Origin of the sequence: Polaribacter sp. WD7 (assembly GCF_003335085.1) — a bacterium.
Lineage (GTDB): Bacteria > Bacteroidota > Bacteroidia > Flavobacteriales > Flavobacteriaceae > Polaribacter.
In genome coordinates this window covers 47,416-68,229 of the sequence record NZ_QPEJ01000017.1, presented here as the reverse complement: position 1 = coordinate 68,229, position 20,814 = coordinate 47,416, and the positions used below count along the sequence as shown (strand labels likewise).

The window sequence follows — 20,814 nt, the reverse complement described above, 5'->3', positions numbered from 1 at the left end:
TAATTGATTTTTAAGCTTCAATTAGCTCTTTAACAATTAATGTATTCAAACGCTCTTCTTCAGACAAAAAAGAACGATCTCTTAATATAATCTCTGCTAAATTGTGTATTCTATCAGACAATTCTTCTTTAAAACTAGCATTCAACACTCCGGAACAGGCAATGGCTATATAAATACTTTTAAAATTTTGAATAGAAAGTTGAAAGGTTTCAAATTTAATATCTTCTAAATCTTGACCTTCTTTAGAAAAAGCATCTTCTGCAAAAGATTTGATGGCTGTTAACATTCCAGAAACCATATCTTTATCTGCAATATTACCTCTAGAGTAACTCCCAGATAACAATCCAGAATCTTTTTCTATGACAAAAACTTCTTCTATAATAGGTTCAAAAACTTCTTGTAAAACAATGTCTGCATCATTCTTTTTTCCTCTTATAAAACGTTTTAAAATTTCTTGAATAGAAAATTTTTCTTTTACAGTTTTATTAACACTCTCAGTTAACTTAGTAATTTCACTAACAATAGCTTTTTTAACCAATTTACCCATAATTGGGTATAAGGCTTCTACAACTTCGTCTTGTGAGTCTCTAATTTGAACTTTTATAGTTTGTGTAATGGTATCTCCAAAATATTCAGGAAATTTCTCTCTAAGATCAAGAATTTTTTCATCTACCAAAGGAGAAACATTATTTTTTAGCTTTTCTCTAAGAATAACCTCTTTACTAAGGGCTTCAAACTTATCTCTGTCTTCTGCTAATAAAAGTTCTCTGAGTAACTCAAAACGATTGTCTTTTGTGCTATCTACAGGTGTTTTTTTCATTTATTCTTGCAACATCAGAGCAATTTTCTCTAAAGCTTTTCCTAATTTTCTTCTGTCTGTTTTTTCATCATCTAAATCTGCCAATCTCTTGTCTAAATCGTCATTTAAATCCTGAAATTTATGATCCATTAAACTTTCTAAATCGGCTAATTTATTTTCTAAATTAGTTACGGCTTCGTGTAAATTTTTGTCAGTTGCATCTTTAAGTGATTGGATTTTACTATATACATCAGCAAATTCGCTGTTGTATTCTTTCATATTTTCACCAAAGATGAGCTCTCTTACAGCTGCAATTCTATCAATTTCTTTTTGATTGTCAACTGTGTCATTTTTTTCTTTGTTCTCTGCCATGTTTTAAGTCGGTTTGTTCCTACCTGATTTTAATATTAAAACACCTTTAATAAAAGGCTTACAAACAAATATACATTAAAAAACAAATTATAAAAATCTAAACTTCTATTTTTAACCCATCGTATGCTAAAAATACATTGTCTGGAAGTAATTTAGAAACTTCATCATGAAAACCTAATCTATGGCTAATATGCGTAAAATAAGCTTTTTGAGGTTTAATTTCTGTAACAAACGCTAAGGCATCTTCTAAGTTAAAATGTGTGGTGTGCGGTGCAATACGTAAAGCATCAACTACTAAAACATCCAAGCCTTTTAATTTTTCTTTTTCAGTCTCTTCTACAAAACTTACATCTGTTACATAGGCAAAATCTTGAAATCGGTATGCAGTAATGGGTAATTTGCCATGAAAAACTTTAATTGGCGTTATTTCTAATCCATCAACCATAAAAGATCTATCGTTAATCACCTTAGGCATCACTTTTGGTGCTCCAGGATATCTAAATTTAGGATCAAAAATATATTCAAAACGCCTCTCTAAACTACCTAATGTTCTCTTATTTAAATAAATAGGCATATCTCCTATTTTGTAACAAAATGGACGTAAATCATCTAAACCCCCTATATGGTCTGCATGTTCGTGAGTAAAAAAAACACCATTAAGAGATTGCACATTTTCTCTTAGCATTTGCTGTCTAAAATCTGGACCGCAATCTACAGTATACGCCACATCATCCCAAGATATTAAAATTGATGAACGCAAACGTTTGTCTTTAGGATTTGTAGATTTACAAACAGGCTCATTATTGGCAATCATAGGAATTCCTTGAGAAGTTCCGGTTCCTAAAAAAGTAATTTTTAACAGTTTTTTGGTAAAATTCATTACAACAAAAATAATATAAAAATTGACTGGTAGCACTCTATTTTAGTACATTTGTTTGAAACATAAATCCGTTTTATATGGCAATCTCTTTAAAGGGCGATCAAGAAATTAGTAGCGTACCAACTACCAAAAGTAAAGCATTAAGAATAAACTTAAATAGAGATATTTACGGTACATTTTCTGAAATTGGTGCAGGACAAGAAACTGCACGTAACTTCTTTAGATCTGGTGCTGCCTCTGGTACTATTGCCAAAGCCATGAGTGCTTACGATAAAGATTTTTCTGATGCAATATATGGTGTAGAAGATGACAGAAGGTATGTTACACAACCACGTCTAAAAAAAATGTTAGGTCATGAAATTCATTTAATCGAAGACAGATTAAGTAGAGAAAAACATCCTGATAAATTGTTTTTTAGTTATGCAAATACCGTAACTACCATAGATTTTGCCAAACAATTTAAAGGTCATGGTTGGGTAGGTATCCGTTTTCAGCTAGATCCTTTAGAAGGGTATAATGAAATTATTTTGCATTTGCGTTTTAAAGAAACAGATGCTAGGTTACAGCAAGAAACCTTAGGTGTGCTAGGTGTAAATCTTCTTTATGGTGCTTTTTACCTTAATGATAACCCTAAAGAGTTGGTAAAATCTTTTTATGACAACCTAAGCAATGATCAACTAGAAATAGATATGATTAATTTTTCTGGACCTCGATTTATGTATGTAGATAACCGTTTGATGAGTCTACAATTACTTAAAAACGGAATGACCAATGCTGTTATGTTTGGACCTGATGGTAACAATTTATTGCCAGCACAAGTATTGTACAAGAAAAACATATTAGCACTTAGAGGTAGTTTTAGACCAGTTACCAAGGTAAATATGGATATGTATGAAAAGTCTAAAAAACTCTTTTTTGAAGAAAACAAAGTTGATGAGAGTAAAACACAAATTATTTTTGAAATTACCTTAAGCAACCTTGCTTCTAAAGGAAAAATTAATGAAAGAGACTTTTTAGATAGGGCAGAATTATTATGTTCTTTAGGACAAAATGTAATGATTACTAGTTTTCAACAATACTTTAAACTGGTTGAATACTTTAGTGAATTTACAAAAGAACGAATGGGACTTACCATGGGAGTTCAGAACTTAATTCAAATTTTTGATGAGAAGTATTATAGAAATTTAAGTGGTGGAATTTTAGAAGCATTTGGTAAACTGTTTTACAGAGATTTAAAAGTATACATGTACCCTTACCATGATCAAGCTACTGATACTTATATTGATAGTGAAAACCTAAAAGTTCATCCAAGGATGAAAGAACTCTACAAGTTCTTTAAACACAATGGAAAACTTAAAAATATAGATGATTTTGATAAAGATATTTTAGACATTTTTTCTAGAACAGTTTTAAAAATGATTATGAATGGTGAAGAAGGTTGGGAAGAAATGTTGCCCGAAGGAATTGCTGAAACCATTAAACAAAAACGTCTTTTTGGCTATTCTAGACCAAGAATAAAAAAGTAACAATAAATTAAACCTTTTTGTATTTTTAGAGTCTCAATGTTATAGACTATAAATTGACAGACGAAACACGCTTAGTATCAGCATTACAAAACGCAAGTACCAAAGAAAAAGCATTTAGAGAGCTTATTAAAAGCTATAAAGAACGCTTGTATTGGCACGTTCGTAAAATTGTAATTTCTCATGATGATGCAGATGATGTTTTACAAAATACTTTTATTAAAATTTATAGAAATATTGACAAGTTTAATCAAAACAGTAAATTGTATTCTTGGATGTATAGAATTGCAACCAATGAAGCCATTACTTTTATTAATAAAAGAGCCAAACAGCGAAGTTTAGATATTGCTGACTACCAACAAGAACTTGCTTCAGCTTTAACTTCTGATGATTTTTTTACGGGTAATGAAATACAGTTAATTCTTCAAAAAGCAATTGCAACACTACCCCAAAAGCAACAATTGGTTTTTAACATGAAATATTTTGATGAGTTAAAGTATGAAGAAATTTCTGAAATTTTAGAAACATCAGTAGGAGCTTTAAAAGCCTCCTATTTTCATGCTGTAAAAAAAATAGAATACTATATAAAACATAAAGTAAATTAAACCTTTTGATAATTAAACGGTCTAAAAAATAAAATGGAAGACAACATAAAAAATAGTGAAACATACCTAAAATCTGTTATCGGTAAAGAAAACGGTTTCTCTATCCCTAAAGATTATTTAGAAAGTATAGAACAACAATTTTCTATTAAAAAAATTGATAATCAATTTAATAAAGAAAACTCTTTTAAAGTTCCAGAGAATTATTTTGATAATTTAGAAGAAACTATTTTATCTAATGTAGTGTCAGAAAAAAAGAGAGGCAACGTCATTTCTTTACAAAAACGAATTTACAAAATAATACCAGCTGGAATAGCTGCTTCTATTATCCTTTTTATTAGTATTTTTTACTTTAACACAAATAGCGCAAAGGTTAGTTTTGATAGTTTAGCTAAAAATGATATTGAAACATGGATTATTGATAATTCAACTTTTTTTACTTCAGAAGAAATTGCTACATTTATTATTGATGGTGATGAAGTTAATATAGACGATTTTAGTTATGCAAATCTTGAAAATGAAGCTATAGAAGATTATATTATTTACAACGAAAACACAAGTTTATTAAACGAAATTAATTAGTATGAAAAAAAACATAATTCTATTAATTCTACTGCTGTTTATATCATTAAACGTTGCAGCACAGGGGAGAAAAAATAAAGAAAAAATAAAAGCTCTAAAAATTGCTTTTTTAACACAAGAACTTAATCTTACAGCAGAAGTGGCGCAACAATTTTGGCCTATTTACAATACACACGAAGAAAATCTAGACCTATTAAGAAACAAAGGTAGAACAGCTATTAGAAAACAAATAAAAAATGATGGTGGTTTTGAAGGCTTAAGCGAAGAGGATGCTAAAATTTTTGTAAAAAATAAACTAGATTTAGATAATCAGATTTTGTTAGAGAAAGTGAGTTTTACAAAAAAAATAGCTAAAGTATTAACCTACAAACAAATTTTAAAGCTACAACTATCAGAACGAGATTTTGCCAGAGAATTAATGCGAAAATATAGAAAGAAACCCTAACAAAAAAGAAGCCTTTTAGGCTTCTTTTTTTATTCTCTTATTAATGCTAAACATGAGTATAACTCAGGTTTATTTGCTGTAAATTGCCTTAACCAAATTGTTAACTCATCAATTTCATAAGGTAATAATCTTTTTACTGCTTTTTCTACTTCTTTACAAAACAAATCTGAATTAAAACTTACTTTTTGTAGTACTGTTTTTGTGTACTCAAACATTGCTCTTGCCATTTTTTAAAATTTAGTTATACAATAAATGTTGGTTAAACTTGATTATTATATTATTCCAAATTTAATAAAAAAACCATCACTTTAACAATGATGGTCTTAAAATTTTGTTTAAAAAACGTTAAATTAAAAGCTGTTTACTTTTTCCACTAAATCTTTTGCCTTAGTTTCTAAAGTAGTTTTCACCTCATTAAAGTGTGCTTTTTTATTCTCTACATTAGTAGCATTTACTTGTGCCATTAAGACATCAAAAGTTTCAATTGCCTCATCTACTACTTCATTACCTTTTTTAGTTTCATTTTTTAAAGCAGCCACATCTAATGCATATGATATTACATCACCTAAGACATAATTGATATCTTTTTTCAAATTTTTAATACTTGCCATAACTCTGTTTATTTTACGCTACAAATTTAGTTTAATTATTTATAAGAAAGACAGAACTTCTTTTATTTTTAAGACTGTGTAATAATCTTCTTTTGATGATACGTCTTCTGCAACCTGTTCATGTATCCAAGTTGTATGAAAAGGAATATGAATAGCAGTAGCTCCTATTTTTACCAATGGCAATACGTCCGATTTTAAAGAGTTGCCTATCATTAATAATTCTGAAGGTTGTATATCTAAATGTTGAATTAATTTTTGATAATCTTTTTCTTTCTTGTCACTCATCACTTCTATATGATGAAAATAATGAGATAAATTTGACTTTTGTAACTTACGTTCTTGATCTAATAGATCTCCTTTGGTAGCAACTATCAATTTATATTTTCCTTGCAATTCAGCTAACACCTCTTCTACCCCATCTATTAATTCAATCGGTTTTTCTAACATTTCTTTACCAATATTTATAATTTTAGCTATAGTGCCAGGAGAAATTTGATAATTAGACAACTCTAATGCACATTCTATCATAGATAAAATAAAACCTTTGATGCCATAACCATATTGAGTTAAGTTTTTTATTTCTGTTTTAAATAACTCTTGATCTATTTTATTAGCTGTCTCATACTGTGCTAATAACTTCGCAAATTCTAATTCTGCTTCTCTAAAGTACGTTTCGTTTACCCATAGTGTATCATCAGCATCAAAAGCAATAACCTTTATTGTTTTAGGTAATGTATACATAACTATGCTTTTAATTGTTGAATAGCTTTTTCTAAATCTTCTGGAGTATCTATACCAATTGCCTCTACACTAGTTTCTACCATTTTAATTTTTTTACCAATTTCTTGATATCTAATGGCTTCAATTTTTTCTGCAGCTTCTAATGGAGTAATTGGAGTATTGTAAAAATCTAATAAGGCTTGTTTTCTAAACGCATACACTCCTTTATGTTTGTAATAATTTACACGTATAGCTGAATCTCTATGATAAGGAACTACACTTCTAGAAAAATAAATTGCCATATTATTAACATCTGTAATCACTTTAACATTATTTGGATTTTTGATATCTTCTGCATCTGTCATTAATACCTTTAAAGAGGCTAAGTCTATTTGTTGCGTGTCATCTTTCTTAAAAACATCTATTAATTTAGATAAAGAATGTTGATCTATAAATGGTTCATCACCTTGAACATTAATCACAATATCAACATCCATATCTGCCACAGCTTCTGCAATTCTATCAGAACCACACTCGTGTTCTTTAATACTCATTATTGCTTTCCCGCCAGCCTTTTCTATGGTTTTAAAAATAACATCAGAATCTGTTACTATATATACATCATCAAATAAATTTGTTTGTAAAGCAGCCTCGTAAGTTCTTAAAATTACAGGCTTACCAGCTAAATCTTTCATCAATTTACCCGGAAAACGAGAAGCACTGTAACGTGCAGGAATCATTGCAATTACCTTCATTTTATAACTAATTTTTATGCATCAAAGATACTATTTAAATGGATAGCGTTAAAAAACACTTTAAGCTATACATAATTTTGTTACGAACTAAAAAATATTAATTATGAGAAGTTTACTTTGGCTAATAGCCGTTATTTGTATAATTGTTTGGATACTAGGTTTTTTTGGAATTGTTGCAGGAATAGGAACAAGTAGTTTAATTCACGTCTTGTTAGTAATTGCAATTATTTCAATTCTATACAATATCATTAGAGGTAGAAGACCTTTATAATAAACAAAAGCTCAGACATACTGAGCTTTTATTTTATGTATACCTCCAACAATTCAGATTGATGTTTAGAAGAAATTTCCAATTCTTTAATACAAGCGGGCACAAGTATTGTTTCTCCCATTTTAAGAGATTCTTTTTGATTGTTGTAGTGAAACTCAACAGCTCCTTCTACGCACATATAAATTACAAAGCTATCTTTTTGCTTGTGACTTACTGTAATAGTCTTGTTTATAGGTAAGATGTTAGTAGTAAAATACTGACAAGAAACAATTTCTGAAACTTCATTTTGTTGCTTAGAATAAGAAGTCTTGTACGATTCTTTTGCTGAATAATCTATGGCGTCTAAAGCTTCTTCTGTATGCAATTCTCTATAGGTGCCATCAGGGTTTGGTCTGTCCCAATCATATATTCTATAAGTAATATCAGACGTTTGCTGAATTTCTGCCAATAGAACACCTGCGCCTATGGCATGTACTCTACCCGTAGGAATAAAATATACATCTCCTTTTTTAACTTCATCAATGTTTAAAATATCAGTTAACGTTTTGTTTTCTAAGTGATGTAAGTATTCTGTAGGAGTAACTTCTTTTTGAAAACCTACAATTAAATTTGCATTTTTATCAGCTTGCATTACATACCACATTTCTGTTTTGCCAAAAGAGTTATGTCTTTCTTTAGCCAAATCATCATGCGGATGTAGTTGAATACTCAAAGCCTCCTTAGCATCTATAAACTTTATAAGTAGAGGAAAATCTTCTCCAAAATGACGATATACTTTTTCGCCCATTAAATCAGATGTAAATGCTACTATAAGTTCTTTTAAATCTTTACCTTTTAAATCTCCATTAACAACTACAGAGGTATCTCCTTTCACATCAGACAGCTCCCAACTTTCGCCAATATCTGTTCTGTTAGATGTTTTGTTTAGCACATTAACTAACTTCTCTCCTCCCCATATTTTATCTTTTAAAATTGGTTTGAATTTTAATAACTGATTCATAGTTTTCATTATTATGCGTAAAAATATTACTAAAGTTTCAGAATTTGAAATTTTAGCTATTGAATTTAAATTTTATTTTGATTTATTCTCCAGAATAACTTACAAAGTTTCGAGGAGTTTCGTACAAAGTAATTTTTAATGCGAGTGTGTTTGGTAAGTGTTTTCTTAATTTATTATAGGTAATTACACATATATTTTCTGCTGTAGGATTCAGCTCTTTAAACTCAGGTACTTCAATGTTTAAATTTTTATGATCAAAACACTCCTCTATCTCAGTTTTAATTAATTTTTTTAAAATCCCTAAATCGTATACGTATCCTGTTTCCTTATCTATTTCACCCGTAAGAGAAACTATCAATTCATAATTATGACCATGAAAATTAGGGTTAGAGCATTTACTAAAAATTTCAAAGTTTTTTGCATCAGACCAATCCTTTCTGTACAATCTATGAGCCGCATTAAAATGGGCTTTTCTATGAACGGTTACTTTAGGCATGCTTTAGTTTTTCAAAAGATTTATCAAAAATAATTTTAAACCATTCTGTATAAAGGGTAGGGTTTTGCTCAATATCAGATTTAACATCCTCTAACTTCATCCACTTATAAGCTTCTACCTCATCTTTGTTTATTTTTGGCTCACCGTCAAATTTACCAACCATAACGTGGTCTAATTCGTGTTCTGTCAATCCATTATCAAAAGGTGCTTTATAAATAAAAGAAAAAACTTCTTTTATTTCGGTTACAAAGCCCATTTCTTCTTCTAGTCTTCTTTTGCCAGCTTCTAAATTACTCTCTCCATCTCGTTGATGCGAGCAACATGTGTTTGTCCATAATAAGGGCGAATGGTATTTATGTGCAGCTCTTTGCTGCAGCATTAATTCTCCTTTTTCATTGAAAATAAAAACCGAAAAAGCTCTGTGTAAAACTGCTTTTTCGTGCGCTTCCATTTTTGGCATCAATCCTATAGGATTATCTTGTTTATCTACCAAAACAACTAATTCTTCCATATTACAAAAATAGTAAAATGATTAAGCAACAAATCATAAAAAAAATACAAAACAAAAAGTATTTATATCTATTCTGTTGTGATAATTTATATTTGTATTGCTAAAAAACAGCTTTATCATGAAGTTTTTTAAATTTATCATACTCATAACCATTGTCATTATCTTTTTTAACTGTAATACAGACAAGAAAAAAAATGACCAAAAATCATCAACTCAGCAACTAAATCAAACATCAACCTTACATCAGAAAAAAAAGGTTGAAAAAAAAGTAATAAAACGTTGGGATAGTTTAAACAAAAACAATGTTGAGGCTTTTTTTACTGAGTTTGGTAAACAGAATAAGGAAAACAAAGTAATCATCAAAACTAGATTTGGAAATATAAAACTGCGCTTATATGATGATGTCCCAATACACAGAGCTAATTTTATTTTTTTAACTAAAATAAAATACTTTAATACCACAGAAATCTATAGAGTTGCTAAAAACTTTGTTATTCAAGGGGGTAATTCTGATGAGACTTACACGATAAAACAAAGAAGATTGTATGGTAATTATTTACTGGCTCCTGAATTTAAATCTCACAGAAAGCACAAATATGGTGCTCTAGCAGCAGCAAGAGAGTGGGATAACAATCCAAATAAGCTGTCTAATCCTTTCGAATTTTATATAGTGCATAGTAGAAATGGCGCTCATCATTTAAATAATGAGCACACTGTTTTTGGTGAAGTTATTTCTGGTTTTGATACTATGGATAAAATCTCTAAAGTTAAGGTAGGTGTAGATGAATGGCCTGAAGAAGACATTAGAATGACTATCGAAATTTTAGATTGATAATTCTCTTTGTAAAACCTATCTTTGCACCTCAATTTTTGTAGATGGGCTTTTTAGAGGAAATAAAACGCAGAAGAACTTTCGGAATCATATCGCATCCAGATGCTGGTAAAACTACACTCACAGAAAAATTACTGTTATTTGGTGGGGCAATTCAAGAAGCTGGTGCTGTAAAGAATAACAAAATTAAAAAAGGTGCAACATCCGATTTTATGGAAATAGAACGTCAGCGTGGTATTTCTGTAGCTACTTCTGTACTTGCTTTTATTTATCAAAATAAAAAAATAAATATCTTAGACACTCCTGGACATAAAGACTTTGCAGAAGATACTTTTAGAACATTAACCGCTGTAGATAGCGTTATTGTTGTAATTGACGTTGCCAAAGGTGTAGAACCACAAACCGAAAAGTTAGTTGAAGTTTGTAGAATGCGAAACATACCTATGTTGGTTTTTATCAATAAATTAGATAGAGAGGGTAAAGATGCTTTTGACTTGTTAGATGAAGTGGAGCAAAAACTAGGTTTACGAGTAACGCCTATGAGTTTTCCTATAGGAATGGGATATGATTTTAAAGGAATCTACAACATTTGGGAAAAGAAATTAAATCTTTTTTCTGGAGATAATAAAACCTCTATTTCTGAAGGAATAGAATTTGATGATTTATCAAATCCAGAGTTAGACAAAGTTGTTGGAGAAACTGCTGCAGAAACTTTACGTGATGAATTAGAGTTGATTAATGAAGTATATCCTCCTTTTGATCAAGAAGAATATTTAGCAGGTCAATTACAACCTGTATTTTTTGGTTCTGCGTTAAACAACTTTGGGGTAAAAGAATTACTAGATGCATTTATTGAAATTGCCCCTTCTCCTCAACCCAAAAAAGCTGAAGAACGTTTGGTAGATTCTAAAGAAGAAAAACTAACTGGTTTTGTTTTTAAAATACACGCCAATATGGATCCTAAGCATAGAGATCGTTTAGCTTTTGTAAAAATAGTATCGGGTACTTTTAAAAGAAATTCTCCTTACTTACACGTTAGAAACGGAAAAAAGGTAAAATTTTCTAGTCCAAATGCTTTTTTTGCTGAGAAAAAAGAAATTGTAGACGAATCTTTCCCTGGAGATATCGTGGGTCTACACGATACTGGAAATTTTAAAATTGGTGATACTTTAACAGAAGGAGAACAATTAAACTTTAAAGGTATTCCTAGTTTTTCTCCTGAACATTTTAGATATGTAAACAATGCAGACCCAATGAAATCTAAACAATTGTATAAAGGTTTAGACCAATTGATGGACGAAGGAGTTGCCCAATTATTTACTTTAGACATGAATGGTAGAAAAGTTATTGGTACTGTTGGCGCATTACAATATGAAGTAATTCAATACCGTTTAGAACATGAATACGGAGCAAAATGTACCTATGAAAATTTAAACGTACATAAAGCATGTTGGGTGGAACCAGATGATGTTAAAAATGAAGAATTTAAGGAGTTTAAACGAGTAAAACAACGTTATTTAGCAAAAGACAAACAAGGTCAATTGGTCTTTTTAGCAGATTCTGCTTTTACCATACAAATGACTCAGAGCAAATACCCATCTGTTAAACTGCATTTTACAAGCGAATTTAAAGATTAATTTTATGAAAAAGCTTTTTCTATTTTTATTGTTTTCTACCAGTTTACATAGCATTTCTCAAGATTTAAATCTTGATAACATTACTACAGTAGAACTTAAGAATTTTATTAGGCTTAATCATATTTTAATAGATCAACCAGATATAACCTACACATATAATGATGGTTCTCAATACACTTTAAAACCAACTGCAGGAATTTTAGGTTTAAACTATAACATTCCGTTAAATGATTGGCTGTACACAGGTGCTGGTTTTCATGCTGCTAGTATAGGAGACCAAGGAGGTTTGTTTACTCTTGGGGTTAATTTAGGGGTAAATCTCCCTATTTACAAAAAACTTTTTTTTGATGCTAACGTGCATTTTGGGGGTGGTGGCGGATTTAGAAGTCTGGTTAATGGTGGTGCAATTATTTATACCAACGCAGGTTTACAATATAAATTGAAAAATGTTGCTTTTGGTATTCAATATGGTTATTTAGACTTTTTTACAGGAATTCAAGGCGGAGATAATGTTTCTTTTTTTGTAGAAATTCCTACTTCTGTTAGGGCCGCTTCTTATAAAGATGCTCAAAAAGAATTTATTGTAAATGATGATTTTAAGGATGATTTTTGGAAAAAGCCAGCCGTAAAAAGTGTACAACAAGTAAAGTTTGATTTCTTTTTTCCTATAGGTGATACAAGAACTGATGGTATGGGAAATTTCAACAATGCACAACCTATAAACCAAACACTTTATATTATTGGTTTTGAGTATCAAAGATACATGAACACAAATACTTTTCTTTACGCACATTTAGACACTATGTACAGTGGTTTAAGAGCCGGATTTATGGATATGTTTTTTGGTATAGGAAGAAACTTTATAGAAACAGAGTATGTAAATTTCTTTGCTAAAATGGGCATAGGTGCTGCTGGTGGAAGAATTTTTCCAGAAAATGGTCTTACAATGTACCCTAGTGCTGGTTTTGATGTAAGAGTTACAGAAAATTTTGGATTAAGTTTTCATGGAGGCTATCATAGATCTTTAGGTGCTACTTTTGAAGCATTAACTTCTGGAGTTAGTTTAAAATATTATGGCTTAAGTGGAGGAACTAAAGACCCTGTAACAAACACAAAAGCTAAAAATATAAAAACTCAAGGCGTTCAAATTGGAGTTCAAAATCAGACCTACTTTGATGTTGCTATTTTAGATAGACCAGACAGAAATCTTCAACAAATTGCTCTTAAAATAAACTATGATATTAATAAGAGATTTTATGTGGCAGGTGAAGCTTCTTTTGCTTACGAAGGTGGCTCTGGAGGTTACGCGCATGGAATTTTTGGTCTTGGTGTAAAAACAAACCAATTTTTAAACAGAAGGTTTTCTTTATTTTTAGAAACAGCTGCTGGTGTTGCAGGTGGTGGTGGTGTAGATTCTGGTGAAGGTGTGTTAATTAGACCGTCTGCAGGAATTAATTATCATTTAAATGATAATTTAAGTTTAAATCTTTCAGGAGGACAGATGTGGTCTCCTTTTGGTAACGTAAATTCTACTAACATAAACATCGGGTTTACTTACGGTTTATCAGTTTTAAATATGAAAAAATAAAAATCTTTTAAAGAAGATTAAAAACTATACAATTAATAAATATTATCATGAATAACGGATTATATGCAAAGTTCACCACACCTAAAGGTGAAATTTTAGTACAATTAGAACAAGAGAAAACTCCTGGTACAGTGGGTAATTTTGTAGCTTTAGCAGAGGGTAATTTAGAAAACTCTGCCAAACCTCAAGGAACTCCATATTACAATGGTTTAAAGTTTCATAGAGTCATTCCAGACTTTATGATTCAAGGAGGATGTCCTCAAGGAACAGGAACCGGTAATCCTGGGTATAAATTTGATGACGAAATTCATCCCGAATTAAAGCACGATGCTCCAGGTAAATTATCTATGGCAAATGCTGGACCTGGTACTAATGGATCTCAATTTTTTATTACTCATGTTGCAACACCTTGGTTAGATGGCAAACATACCGTTTTTGGCACTGTAATAGAGGGGCAAGATGTAGTTGATGCTATAGCTCAAGGTGATGATATGACCGTAGAAATCATTAGAGTTGGTGAGCCTGCAGAAAGCTTTAATGCTGTAGAAGCATTTAGATCTTTTGAAGGTGCTAGAGAAAAAAGAGAAGCAGAAGAAAAAGCAAAACAGGCAGCATTATTAGATACAGTCGCTGCTGGTTATGACGAAACCGATAGTGGTTTACGTTATAAAATCCTTCAAAAAGGAGACGGAAAACAAGCTACTAAAGGTGCAGGTGTTTCTGTACATTACAAAGGACAATTGTTAGACGGTACTGTTTTTGACTCTTCTTATAAAAGAAAACAACCCATAGATTTTAACGTTGGTGTTGGTCAAGTAATTTCTGGTTGGGATGAAGGTATTCAGTTATTACAAGTTGGTGATAAAGCCCGCTTTGTAATTCCTTCAAATTTAGCTTATGGAGAAAGTGGTGCTGGTGGTGTAATTCCGCCAAATGCTACACTAATTTTTGATGTAGAACTAATGAATGTTGACTAAATTCTTTTAACACGAATTTTATTAAGAGGCTTTCTAAAAAGTATTGTAAATCTACTTTTTAGAAAGCCTCTTAATTTATCTTTTCATTAAAATTTATTTAAAAAGTAGTACTTTAGATATTTCTTGGTTAAGAATTATCACCAAAATAAACAGACATGGATTACAAAAGAAGAAATCTACTAAAAGGGTTAGCTTTAGCCCCAATTGCATTAGGCACCCAATCTCTTTTTTCAAATACACCCTCAACTTCAAAACTATCTACTTCTTCTAGAGTTAAATATAGTGTAAACGCTTTTACGTTTAATGATATGTTGAGAAATGGAGAAATGGATTTTTTTGATATGATGGATTTTGCCTCAGATATTGGTTTAGATGCTGTAGATTTAACATGTTACTATTTTGAAGGTTATCCTAAAGCTACCATAGACAGTAAAATGCTCTTTAAGTTAAAGAAAAAAGCATTGGCTTTAGGATTGGATATTACATGGACAGGGGTTAGAAACAATTTTGTAAAACCCGATGAAACATCTAGAGCTAATGATATGCAAATGATAAAAGATTGGCTAAAAGTTTCTTCTAAACTAGGTGCTGCTGTAATGAGAGTTTTTGCTGGAAAAGGAAGATATACAGGATATTCTAAAGACCAAGTTAAAGAATGGATGGTAGCTCATTTTAAAGAATGTGCTAAGTATGCGGAAGAAACTGGTGTAATTACAGCTCTACAGCATCATAATGATTTCTTGTATGATGCTGATGAAGTAATTGACATTTTAAAAAGAGTAAATTCTGAATGGTTTGGATTAATTTTAGATATTGGTAGTTTACGTAGAGGAAACCCTTATGAAGAAATTGAAAAACTTGCTCCTTTTGCTAATTACTGGTTTGTAAAAGAATTGGTTTACGTAAAGGGTGTCTCTGAACCCGTAAATATGAAAAAAATAGCAAACATACTCATCAAAAATAATTATAAAGGATATATCTCTTTTGAGAGTTTGACAGAAGGCGATCCTAAAGAAATAGTTACCACCATGTTCAACGACTTTAAAACAAACTATAGCCAATTAAAAAGTACCTCAAAGTATTAAATTATTCATATTGTTCCATTTCCTTGTCATAAAAAGCACTAGCCTCTTCAATTAAAGATTCTAGTTCATTGGCTATGTCATCTTCTTTTTCGCCAGCCAAATCTTCAAACCACTCTACCTCGTCATCTTTTAAATTGATCATAAAACGAGGAAATTCTGTATGTAAAACAAAAATATCCTCTGGGTAATTACTGTTATCTGCTAATAAAAATTTAGGTAAGTTCATGTTTCTGTTTGATGAGTTTTAAAGTTAAAAAATTAAATCTTATAAATAATAATATAGATGCCGTAGTTAATCCTGCTAAAAGTCCTAGCCAAATACCAAAGCTACCGTACATTTTCTCTTTTCCTAAAAAATAGGAAACAGGAAAACCTACAACCCAATATGATATAAAAGTTAATACAGTAGGTATTTTTACATCTTGTAAACCTCGCAAAGCTCCTAAAACTACAACTTGAATACTATCAGATATTTGAAAAAATGCTGCTGCCAATAATAATTTTGAAGCAATAGAAATCACTTCTATATTGTCTGCATAATTTGTTGAATCATTTAAATCTACATAAAGATTAGGAAGATTTTTGTGAAAAATAAAAAAAATAGCCGCAAAAAAAACAGCTAACAAAATACCCAATAAAAAAATAGAAAAAGCAATTCTACGCAATTCTAAAAAATTTTGTAATCCTTTTTGATTGCCAACCCTAATCATAGAAGCTACACTTAAGCCCATAGCAACCATAAATGTCATAGAGGATAAATTTAATGCTATTTGGTTTGCCGCTTGCGGGTTTTTACCCAACAAGCCACTTAGCCAAATTGCTGCTGTAAAAATAGCCACTTCAAAAAACATCTGCATTGCACTTAAAGAGCCCAAATTGATGATTTTCTTAAGCATCAAAACATCTAAAACAAAAAATTTGATGTTCTTAACAATGCGCGCCGACCTTTTTTTGAAACGCAATAAAATAGCCAAATACAATATCATTATTACTCTAGAAGCCAAAGTGCCATAAGCAGCACCCACAATACCCATTTCTGGAAAACCAAATTTCCCAAAAATTAGAATATAATTCAATACTACATTAACAATGTTTGCTAAGAGAGTTGCATACATTGGGTATTTTGTCATAGACATACCGTCACTAAATTGTTTTATTGCTTGAAAAATAACTAATGGTATTAATGAAAAAGCAACTAAATCTAAATATGGTATTGCTAATGCGACAACCTCTTTTGGTTGCTGCATTAAGTGCATTAGAGGTTTAGAAAAGTAAACACCTAAAAAAAGTACAATTCCTAAAACTGTGCACAAAAACAAACCATGTTTGTAAGAAGACCTTGCTTGTTGCAAATTATTAGAAGAATCTGCTTCTGCAATTAAAGGCGTTATAGCTGTAGAAAAACCTATTCCTATAGACATAGCTATAAACATAAAACTATTTCCTAAAGACACAGCCGCCAATTCTGCGGTACCCAATTGCCCAACCATTATATTGTCTATAAAGCTTACAAAAGTGTGCCCTAACATACCTAGCATTACAGGAGCTGCCAATTGCAAATTGTATTTAAATTCTGATGTGTATTGAGAAATATTCAATTAAAACAGTGTTTAGCCGCTGCGAAGATATTTATAAAAATCGCAACAACATTAACAAAAGATAAACAGTTTGTTTTAGTTGAAATAACGTATTTTTGAGATTCACTAAAACTAATAAAAATGGCAAATATTACTTTAAAAGGAAACGCAATAAATACTATAGGACACTTACCAAAAATTGGTTCTAAAGCAGTAAACTTTACATTGACTACAACAGATTTATCTCATAAAACATTAACAGATTTTTCTGGTAAAAAAGTTATTTTAAACATTTTTCCAAGTGTAGACACTGGCACTTGCGCTACTTCTGTTAGAGAGTTTAATAAAAAAGCAGCAGATTTAGAAAATACAGTAGTGTTGTGTATTTCTAAAGATTTACCATTTGCTCAAGCTCGTTTTTGTGGTGCTGAAGGTATTGAAAATGTAGAAATGTTATCTGACTTTGCTGATGGTAATTTTGGTAAATCTTATGAACTAGATATACAAAATGGTCCTTTAGCTCATTTACACTCTAGAGCTATTGTTGTGATTGATGAAAAAGGGATAATAACCCACACAGAGCAAGTTTCTGAAATTGTAGATGAGCCAAATTATGCAGCAGCATTAGAAGCGCTATAAAATCATGAAGAATCCTAACGATGGTTTTTTACGAAGAAGAATACGCAGTTTAAAATATGCTTTTAAGGGTCTTTGGATATTAATTACCACAGAAGACAGTATAAAAGTTCAGCTATTTGTAACGTGTATTGCAATCATCTTAGGATTCATTTTTAATTTATCTGCTATTGAGTGGATGTTTCAGTTTTTTGCTATTGGTTTGGTTTTAGCTTCAGAAGCTGCCAACACAGCTATAGAAGCCATTGCTGACTTTATTCATCCTAACTATCATGAAAAAATTGGTTTGATTAAAGATCTAGGCGCAAGCATACCTACCATTGCTTCTATAATTTCTTTAATTATTGCTGGTTTTATATACATCCCAAAAATAATATTGCTTTTCTAAGTAAATATGTATATTTACTGCTAAAATTTACTAACAACTTTAATGGCTAAAAAGAAAACAAGCACAAAAAAAGTGATCAATTCTTCGGATAGTAAACCGAATATTTTCACTTTTTTAAAATCAAGGCAAACACAAACAGTTTTAGGAGTTTTTCTTATTTTATTTGCTGCATTTTTATGTATTGCTTTTATTTCTTTCTTTTTTAACTGGCAAGAAGACCAAAGCACACTTAATCAATTATTAGATAAAACTGTTAAAAGCAAAAATTTGTTAGGTAAAATTGGTGCAAACTTAAGTCACTTTTTTATATACAAATGTGTAGGAATTAGTGCTTTTTTAATAGCATTTCAATTTTTTTTAACAGGTGCTTACATTTTACTAAAAAAGAAATTTTCTAAAATTATACTATCTTGGAACTGGAGTTTATTAGTAACACTTTGGCTTTCTATATCCTTAGGTTTTTCCGCTCATAAATATGCACTTTTACCAGGTACAATAGGCTATGAAATTAATAATTTTTTGCAAGCTTTTATAGGTAAAACAGGTTTAGTAATTGCTTTAATTTTTTTATTTATTACCTATATAGTTGTTCGTTACAAGGTTACTTTTGATGCTTACATAGAAAAATTAAAAACGAAAAGAGCGCAAAGAAAAGCCAGAGAGATTGCAGAAAAACAAGAGAACAAAACTGAAGAAGACAAAACTATAGTCAATTCTATTGAAGAAATTAAAGAAAACACTAACAAAACTATTACATTATCTAATCATAAAACACAAAAATCAGAATTTGAACTTTCTTTAGAAAATCTTCAACCTACAATTACCAAACATTCAGATGTAACCGAACCTAAAGAAGAAGTTACACTAACAGTAGAAGACAACAAAGAGCCTATTTTAAAAACTGCTATAGAAGAAGTAGAAAAAGAAACTAACAAACCTGTTGAAATTGATGTAGAACAAGTTGCAGAAGAAGAGCACTCAACTGAAAATTTAGCTGATAAAATAGTAAAAGATTTTGGAGAATTTGATCCTACTTTAGAATTGTCTAATTTTAAATTTCCAACATTTAATCTCTTAAAACAATATAACGAAAGTATTTCTATAGACCCAGAGGAGTTAGAAGCTAACAAAAATAGAATTGTTGAAACGCTTAATAATTATAAGATTGGTATTTCAGAAATAAAAGCAACTGTTGGGCCTACAATAACGCTTTATGAAATTGTACCAGAAGCTGGTATACGAATTTCTAAAATCAAAAATTTAGAAGATGATATTGCATTGTCTTTATCTGCTTTAGGTATTCGTATTATAGCTCCTATTCCTGGTAAAGGAACAATTGGTATAGAGGTACCAAATAAAAAATCTACAATTGTTTCTATGCATTCTGCAATTTCATCAAAGAAATTTCAGCAATCTACAATGGAGCTTCCCATAGCTCTAGGTAAAACAATCTCTAACGAAACATTTGTTGTAGATCTTGCTAAAATGCCCCATTTGCTTATGGCTGGTGCTACAGGGCAAGGAAAATCTGTAGGGTTAAACGCCGTTTTAACATCACTCTTATACAAAAAACATCCAGCTGAAGTTAAATTTATTTTGGTAGATCCTAAAAAGGTAGAATTAACGTTATTTAATAAAATAGAACGTCATTACCTAGCAAAACTGCCTGATACAGAAGAGGCTATCATTACAGATACTTCTAAGGTTGTAGCTACACTAAATTCTTTATGTATAGAGATGGATAATCGTTACGATTTGTTAAAAGCGGCAATGGTTAGAAACATTAAAGAATACAATGCCAAATTTAAAAAGCGTAAACTAAACCCCAATGACGGACATCAATTTTTACCTTATATTGTATTGGTTATTGATGAATTTGCAGATTTAATTATGACTGCTGGAAAAGAAGTAGAAACTCCAATTGCACGTTTAGCACAATTAGCTAGAGCTATTGGTATTCATTTAATTGTAGCTACACAAAGACCTTCTGTAAATGTAATTACAGGGATTATAAAAGCAAACTTTCCTTCTAGAATTGCATTTAGAGTTACTTCTAAAATAGATTCTAGAACTATTTTAGATGCTCCTGGTGCAGACCAACTTATAGGTCGCGGAGATTTATTATATTCTGGTGGAAACGATATTACAAGAATTCAGTGTGCCTTTGTTGATACCCCAGAAGTTGAAAAAATAACAGACTTTATAGGATCTCAAAAAGCCTATGCAGAAGCTTATCAACTGCCTGAATATGTAGATGACGAAAGTGGCACAAGTATTGATGTTGATATTGCAGACAGAGATAAATTATTTAAAGAAGCAGCAGAAGTAATTGTTACTGCACAACAAGGTTCTGCTTCTCTTTTACAAAGAAAATTAAAATTAGGATACAATAGAGCTGGTAGATTAATAGATCAATTAGAAGCTGCTGGCATTGTTGGTGGTTTTGAAGGTAGTAAAGCAAGACAAGTTTTAGTTTCAGATTTAATAGCTTTAGAACAATTATTAGAAAACGAAAAGAACACGTAGT

25 protein-coding genes are annotated in these 20,814 nt (G+C 30.7%); 13 read left to right on the top strand and 12 right to left on the bottom strand.

Features of this window, described 5'->3' with window-relative positions; genetic code table 11:
- Window positions 1-10: 10 nt before the first annotated feature.
- The 3 genes from DUT90_RS06630 to DUT90_RS06620 form a co-directional block, all read right to left on the bottom strand.
- Complete coding sequence (locus DUT90_RS06630) at window positions 11-820, bottom strand: cell envelope biogenesis protein OmpA (protein WP_114426390.1); 810 nt, start codon at window positions 818-820, stop codon at window positions 11-13.
- Window positions 821-1,171, bottom strand: a complete 351-nt coding sequence (locus DUT90_RS06625; RefSeq protein ID WP_114426389.1) for a hypothetical protein — start codon at window positions 1,169-1,171, stop codon at window positions 821-823.
- Between the two features lie 97 nt (window positions 1,172-1,268).
- Window positions 1,269-2,051, bottom strand: a complete 783-nt coding sequence (locus DUT90_RS06620; RefSeq protein WP_114426388.1) for an MBL fold metallo-hydrolase — start codon at window positions 2,049-2,051, stop codon at window positions 1,269-1,271.
- 77 nt (window positions 2,052-2,128) lie between these two features.
- On the opposite strand from DUT90_RS06620, the gene DUT90_RS06615 reads away from it, so the two are divergent.
- Genes DUT90_RS06615 through DUT90_RS06600 form a run of 4 tightly spaced genes read left to right on the top strand, consistent with a single transcriptional unit; the run spans window position 2,129 to window position 5,203 of the window.
- Entirely contained in the window at window positions 2,129-3,577 is a 1,449-nt protein-coding gene (locus tag DUT90_RS06615) for a TonB-dependent receptor (RefSeq protein ID WP_114426387.1), read from the top strand.
- A gap of 53 nt (window positions 3,578-3,630) precedes the next feature.
- Entirely contained in the window at window positions 3,631-4,179 is a 549-nt protein-coding gene (locus tag DUT90_RS06610; protein WP_114426386.1) for an RNA polymerase sigma factor, read from the top strand.
- 33 nt (window positions 4,180-4,212) lie between these two features.
- Window positions 4,213-4,758 (top strand): hypothetical protein, encoded by a 546-nt coding sequence (locus DUT90_RS06605; RefSeq protein ID WP_114426385.1) that lies wholly within the window; start codon window positions 4,213-4,215, stop codon window positions 4,756-4,758.
- 1 nt (window position 4,759) lies between these two features.
- Complete coding sequence (locus DUT90_RS06600) at window positions 4,760-5,203, top strand: hypothetical protein (RefSeq protein ID WP_114426384.1); 444 nt, start codon at window positions 4,760-4,762, stop codon at window positions 5,201-5,203.
- Window positions 5,204-5,232: 29 nt separating this feature from the next.
- Here the strand turns inward: DUT90_RS06600 and DUT90_RS06595 are convergent, their stop codons facing one another.
- The 4 genes from DUT90_RS06595 to kdsB all read right to left on the bottom strand — a co-directional run bounded on the left by DUT90_RS06595 (window position 5,233) and on the right by kdsB (window position 7,289).
- Window positions 5,233-5,430: a hypothetical protein gene (locus DUT90_RS06595; RefSeq protein WP_114426383.1), complete on the bottom strand. Its 198-nt coding sequence runs from the start codon at window positions 5,428-5,430 to the stop codon at window positions 5,233-5,235.
- A gap of 123 nt (window positions 5,431-5,553) precedes the next feature.
- Complete coding sequence (locus DUT90_RS06590) at window positions 5,554-5,814, bottom strand: hypothetical protein (protein ID WP_114426382.1); 261 nt, start codon at window positions 5,812-5,814, stop codon at window positions 5,554-5,556.
- A gap of 39 nt (window positions 5,815-5,853) precedes the next feature.
- Window positions 5,854-6,555 (bottom strand): HAD family hydrolase, encoded by a 702-nt coding sequence (locus DUT90_RS06585; protein WP_114426381.1) that lies wholly within the window; start codon window positions 6,553-6,555, stop codon window positions 5,854-5,856.
- A gap of 2 nt (window positions 6,556-6,557) precedes the next feature.
- The gene (kdsB, locus tag DUT90_RS06580; RefSeq protein WP_114426380.1) at window positions 6,558-7,289 is read right to left on the bottom strand and encodes a 3-deoxy-manno-octulosonate cytidylyltransferase; all 732 of its coding nucleotides are present in this window, start codon (window positions 7,287-7,289) and stop codon (window positions 6,558-6,560) included.
- A 103-nt stretch (window positions 7,290-7,392) separates the two neighbouring features.
- Here kdsB and DUT90_RS06575 point away from each other — a divergent pair, with 103 nt between their 5' ends.
- Window positions 7,393-7,560: a lmo0937 family membrane protein gene (locus DUT90_RS06575; protein ID WP_114426379.1), complete on the top strand. Its 168-nt coding sequence runs from the start codon at window positions 7,393-7,395 to the stop codon at window positions 7,558-7,560.
- Between the two features lie 28 nt (window positions 7,561-7,588).
- Here DUT90_RS06575 and DUT90_RS06570 read toward each other — a convergent pair whose 3' ends face one another.
- The 3 genes from DUT90_RS06570 to idi form a co-directional block, all read right to left on the bottom strand.
- Window positions 7,589-8,569 (bottom strand): type I phosphomannose isomerase catalytic subunit, encoded by a 981-nt coding sequence (locus DUT90_RS06570; RefSeq protein WP_408962307.1) that lies wholly within the window; start codon window positions 8,567-8,569, stop codon window positions 7,589-7,591.
- Window positions 8,570-8,642: 73 nt separating this feature from the next.
- Window positions 8,643-9,056 carry a 6-carboxytetrahydropterin synthase gene (locus DUT90_RS06565; RefSeq protein WP_114426377.1) on the bottom strand — a complete coding sequence of 138 codons (414 nt, stop codon included), beginning with the start codon at window positions 9,054-9,056 and terminating at the stop codon, window positions 8,643-8,645.
- On the bottom strand, window positions 9,049-9,567 hold the full coding sequence (gene idi / locus DUT90_RS06560) for an isopentenyl-diphosphate Delta-isomerase (RefSeq protein ID WP_114426376.1): 519 nt from the start codon (window positions 9,565-9,567) through the stop codon (window positions 9,049-9,051). The genes DUT90_RS06565 and idi overlap by 8 nt, the downstream gene beginning before the upstream one ends.
- 118 nt (window positions 9,568-9,685) lie before the next feature.
- On the opposite strand from idi, the gene DUT90_RS06555 reads away from it, so the two are divergent.
- The 5 genes from DUT90_RS06555 to DUT90_RS06535 all read left to right on the top strand — a co-directional run bounded on the left by DUT90_RS06555 (window position 9,686) and on the right by DUT90_RS06535 (window position 15,686).
- Window positions 9,686-10,399: a peptidylprolyl isomerase gene (locus tag DUT90_RS06555; RefSeq protein ID WP_114426375.1), complete on the top strand. Its 714-nt coding sequence runs from the start codon at window positions 9,686-9,688 to the stop codon at window positions 10,397-10,399.
- Between the two features lie 44 nt (window positions 10,400-10,443).
- A complete protein-coding gene (locus DUT90_RS06550; protein ID WP_114426374.1) occupies window positions 10,444-12,036 on the top strand; it encodes a peptide chain release factor 3 in 1,593 nt (530 codons plus the stop codon).
- A gap of 4 nt (window positions 12,037-12,040) precedes the next feature.
- Complete coding sequence (locus DUT90_RS06545) at window positions 12,041-13,624, top strand: hypothetical protein (protein ID WP_114426373.1); 1,584 nt, start codon at window positions 12,041-12,043, stop codon at window positions 13,622-13,624.
- A 47-nt stretch (window positions 13,625-13,671) separates the two neighbouring features.
- Complete coding sequence (locus DUT90_RS06540) at window positions 13,672-14,601, top strand: peptidylprolyl isomerase (RefSeq protein ID WP_114426372.1); 930 nt, start codon at window positions 13,672-13,674, stop codon at window positions 14,599-14,601.
- A gap of 155 nt (window positions 14,602-14,756) precedes the next feature.
- On the top strand, window positions 14,757-15,686 hold the full coding sequence (locus tag DUT90_RS06535; protein WP_114426371.1) for a sugar phosphate isomerase/epimerase: 930 nt from the start codon (window positions 14,757-14,759) through the stop codon (window positions 15,684-15,686).
- Between the two features lies 1 nt (window position 15,687).
- Here the strand turns inward: DUT90_RS06535 and DUT90_RS06530 are convergent, their stop codons facing one another.
- Together DUT90_RS06530 and DUT90_RS06525 are read right to left on the bottom strand one after the other, a co-directional pair.
- Window positions 15,688-15,912 (bottom strand): hypothetical protein, encoded by a 225-nt coding sequence (locus tag DUT90_RS06530; protein WP_114426370.1) that lies wholly within the window; start codon window positions 15,910-15,912, stop codon window positions 15,688-15,690.
- Window positions 15,899-17,284, bottom strand: coding sequence for an MATE family efflux transporter (locus DUT90_RS06525; RefSeq protein WP_181858154.1), 1,386 nt, complete (start codon window positions 17,282-17,284; stop codon window positions 15,899-15,901). Before DUT90_RS06525 ends, DUT90_RS06530 begins: the two co-directional genes overlap by 14 nt.
- Window positions 17,285-17,404: 120 nt before the next feature.
- On the opposite strand from DUT90_RS06525, the gene tpx reads away from it, so the two are divergent.
- The 3 genes from tpx to DUT90_RS06510 are packed head-to-tail and all read left to right on the top strand — an operon-like array spanning window position 17,405 to window position 20,813.
- Window positions 17,405-17,902, top strand: coding sequence for a thiol peroxidase (tpx, locus tag DUT90_RS06520; RefSeq protein ID WP_114426369.1), 498 nt, complete (start codon window positions 17,405-17,407; stop codon window positions 17,900-17,902).
- Between the two features lie 4 nt (window positions 17,903-17,906).
- Entirely contained in the window at window positions 17,907-18,287 is a 381-nt protein-coding gene (locus DUT90_RS06515; RefSeq protein WP_114426368.1) for a diacylglycerol kinase family protein, read from the top strand.
- Between the two features lie 42 nt (window positions 18,288-18,329).
- Entirely contained in the window at window positions 18,330-20,813 is a 2,484-nt protein-coding gene (locus tag DUT90_RS06510) for a DNA translocase FtsK (RefSeq protein ID WP_114426367.1), read from the top strand.
- The last annotated feature ends 1 nt before the right edge of the window (window position 20,814 follow it).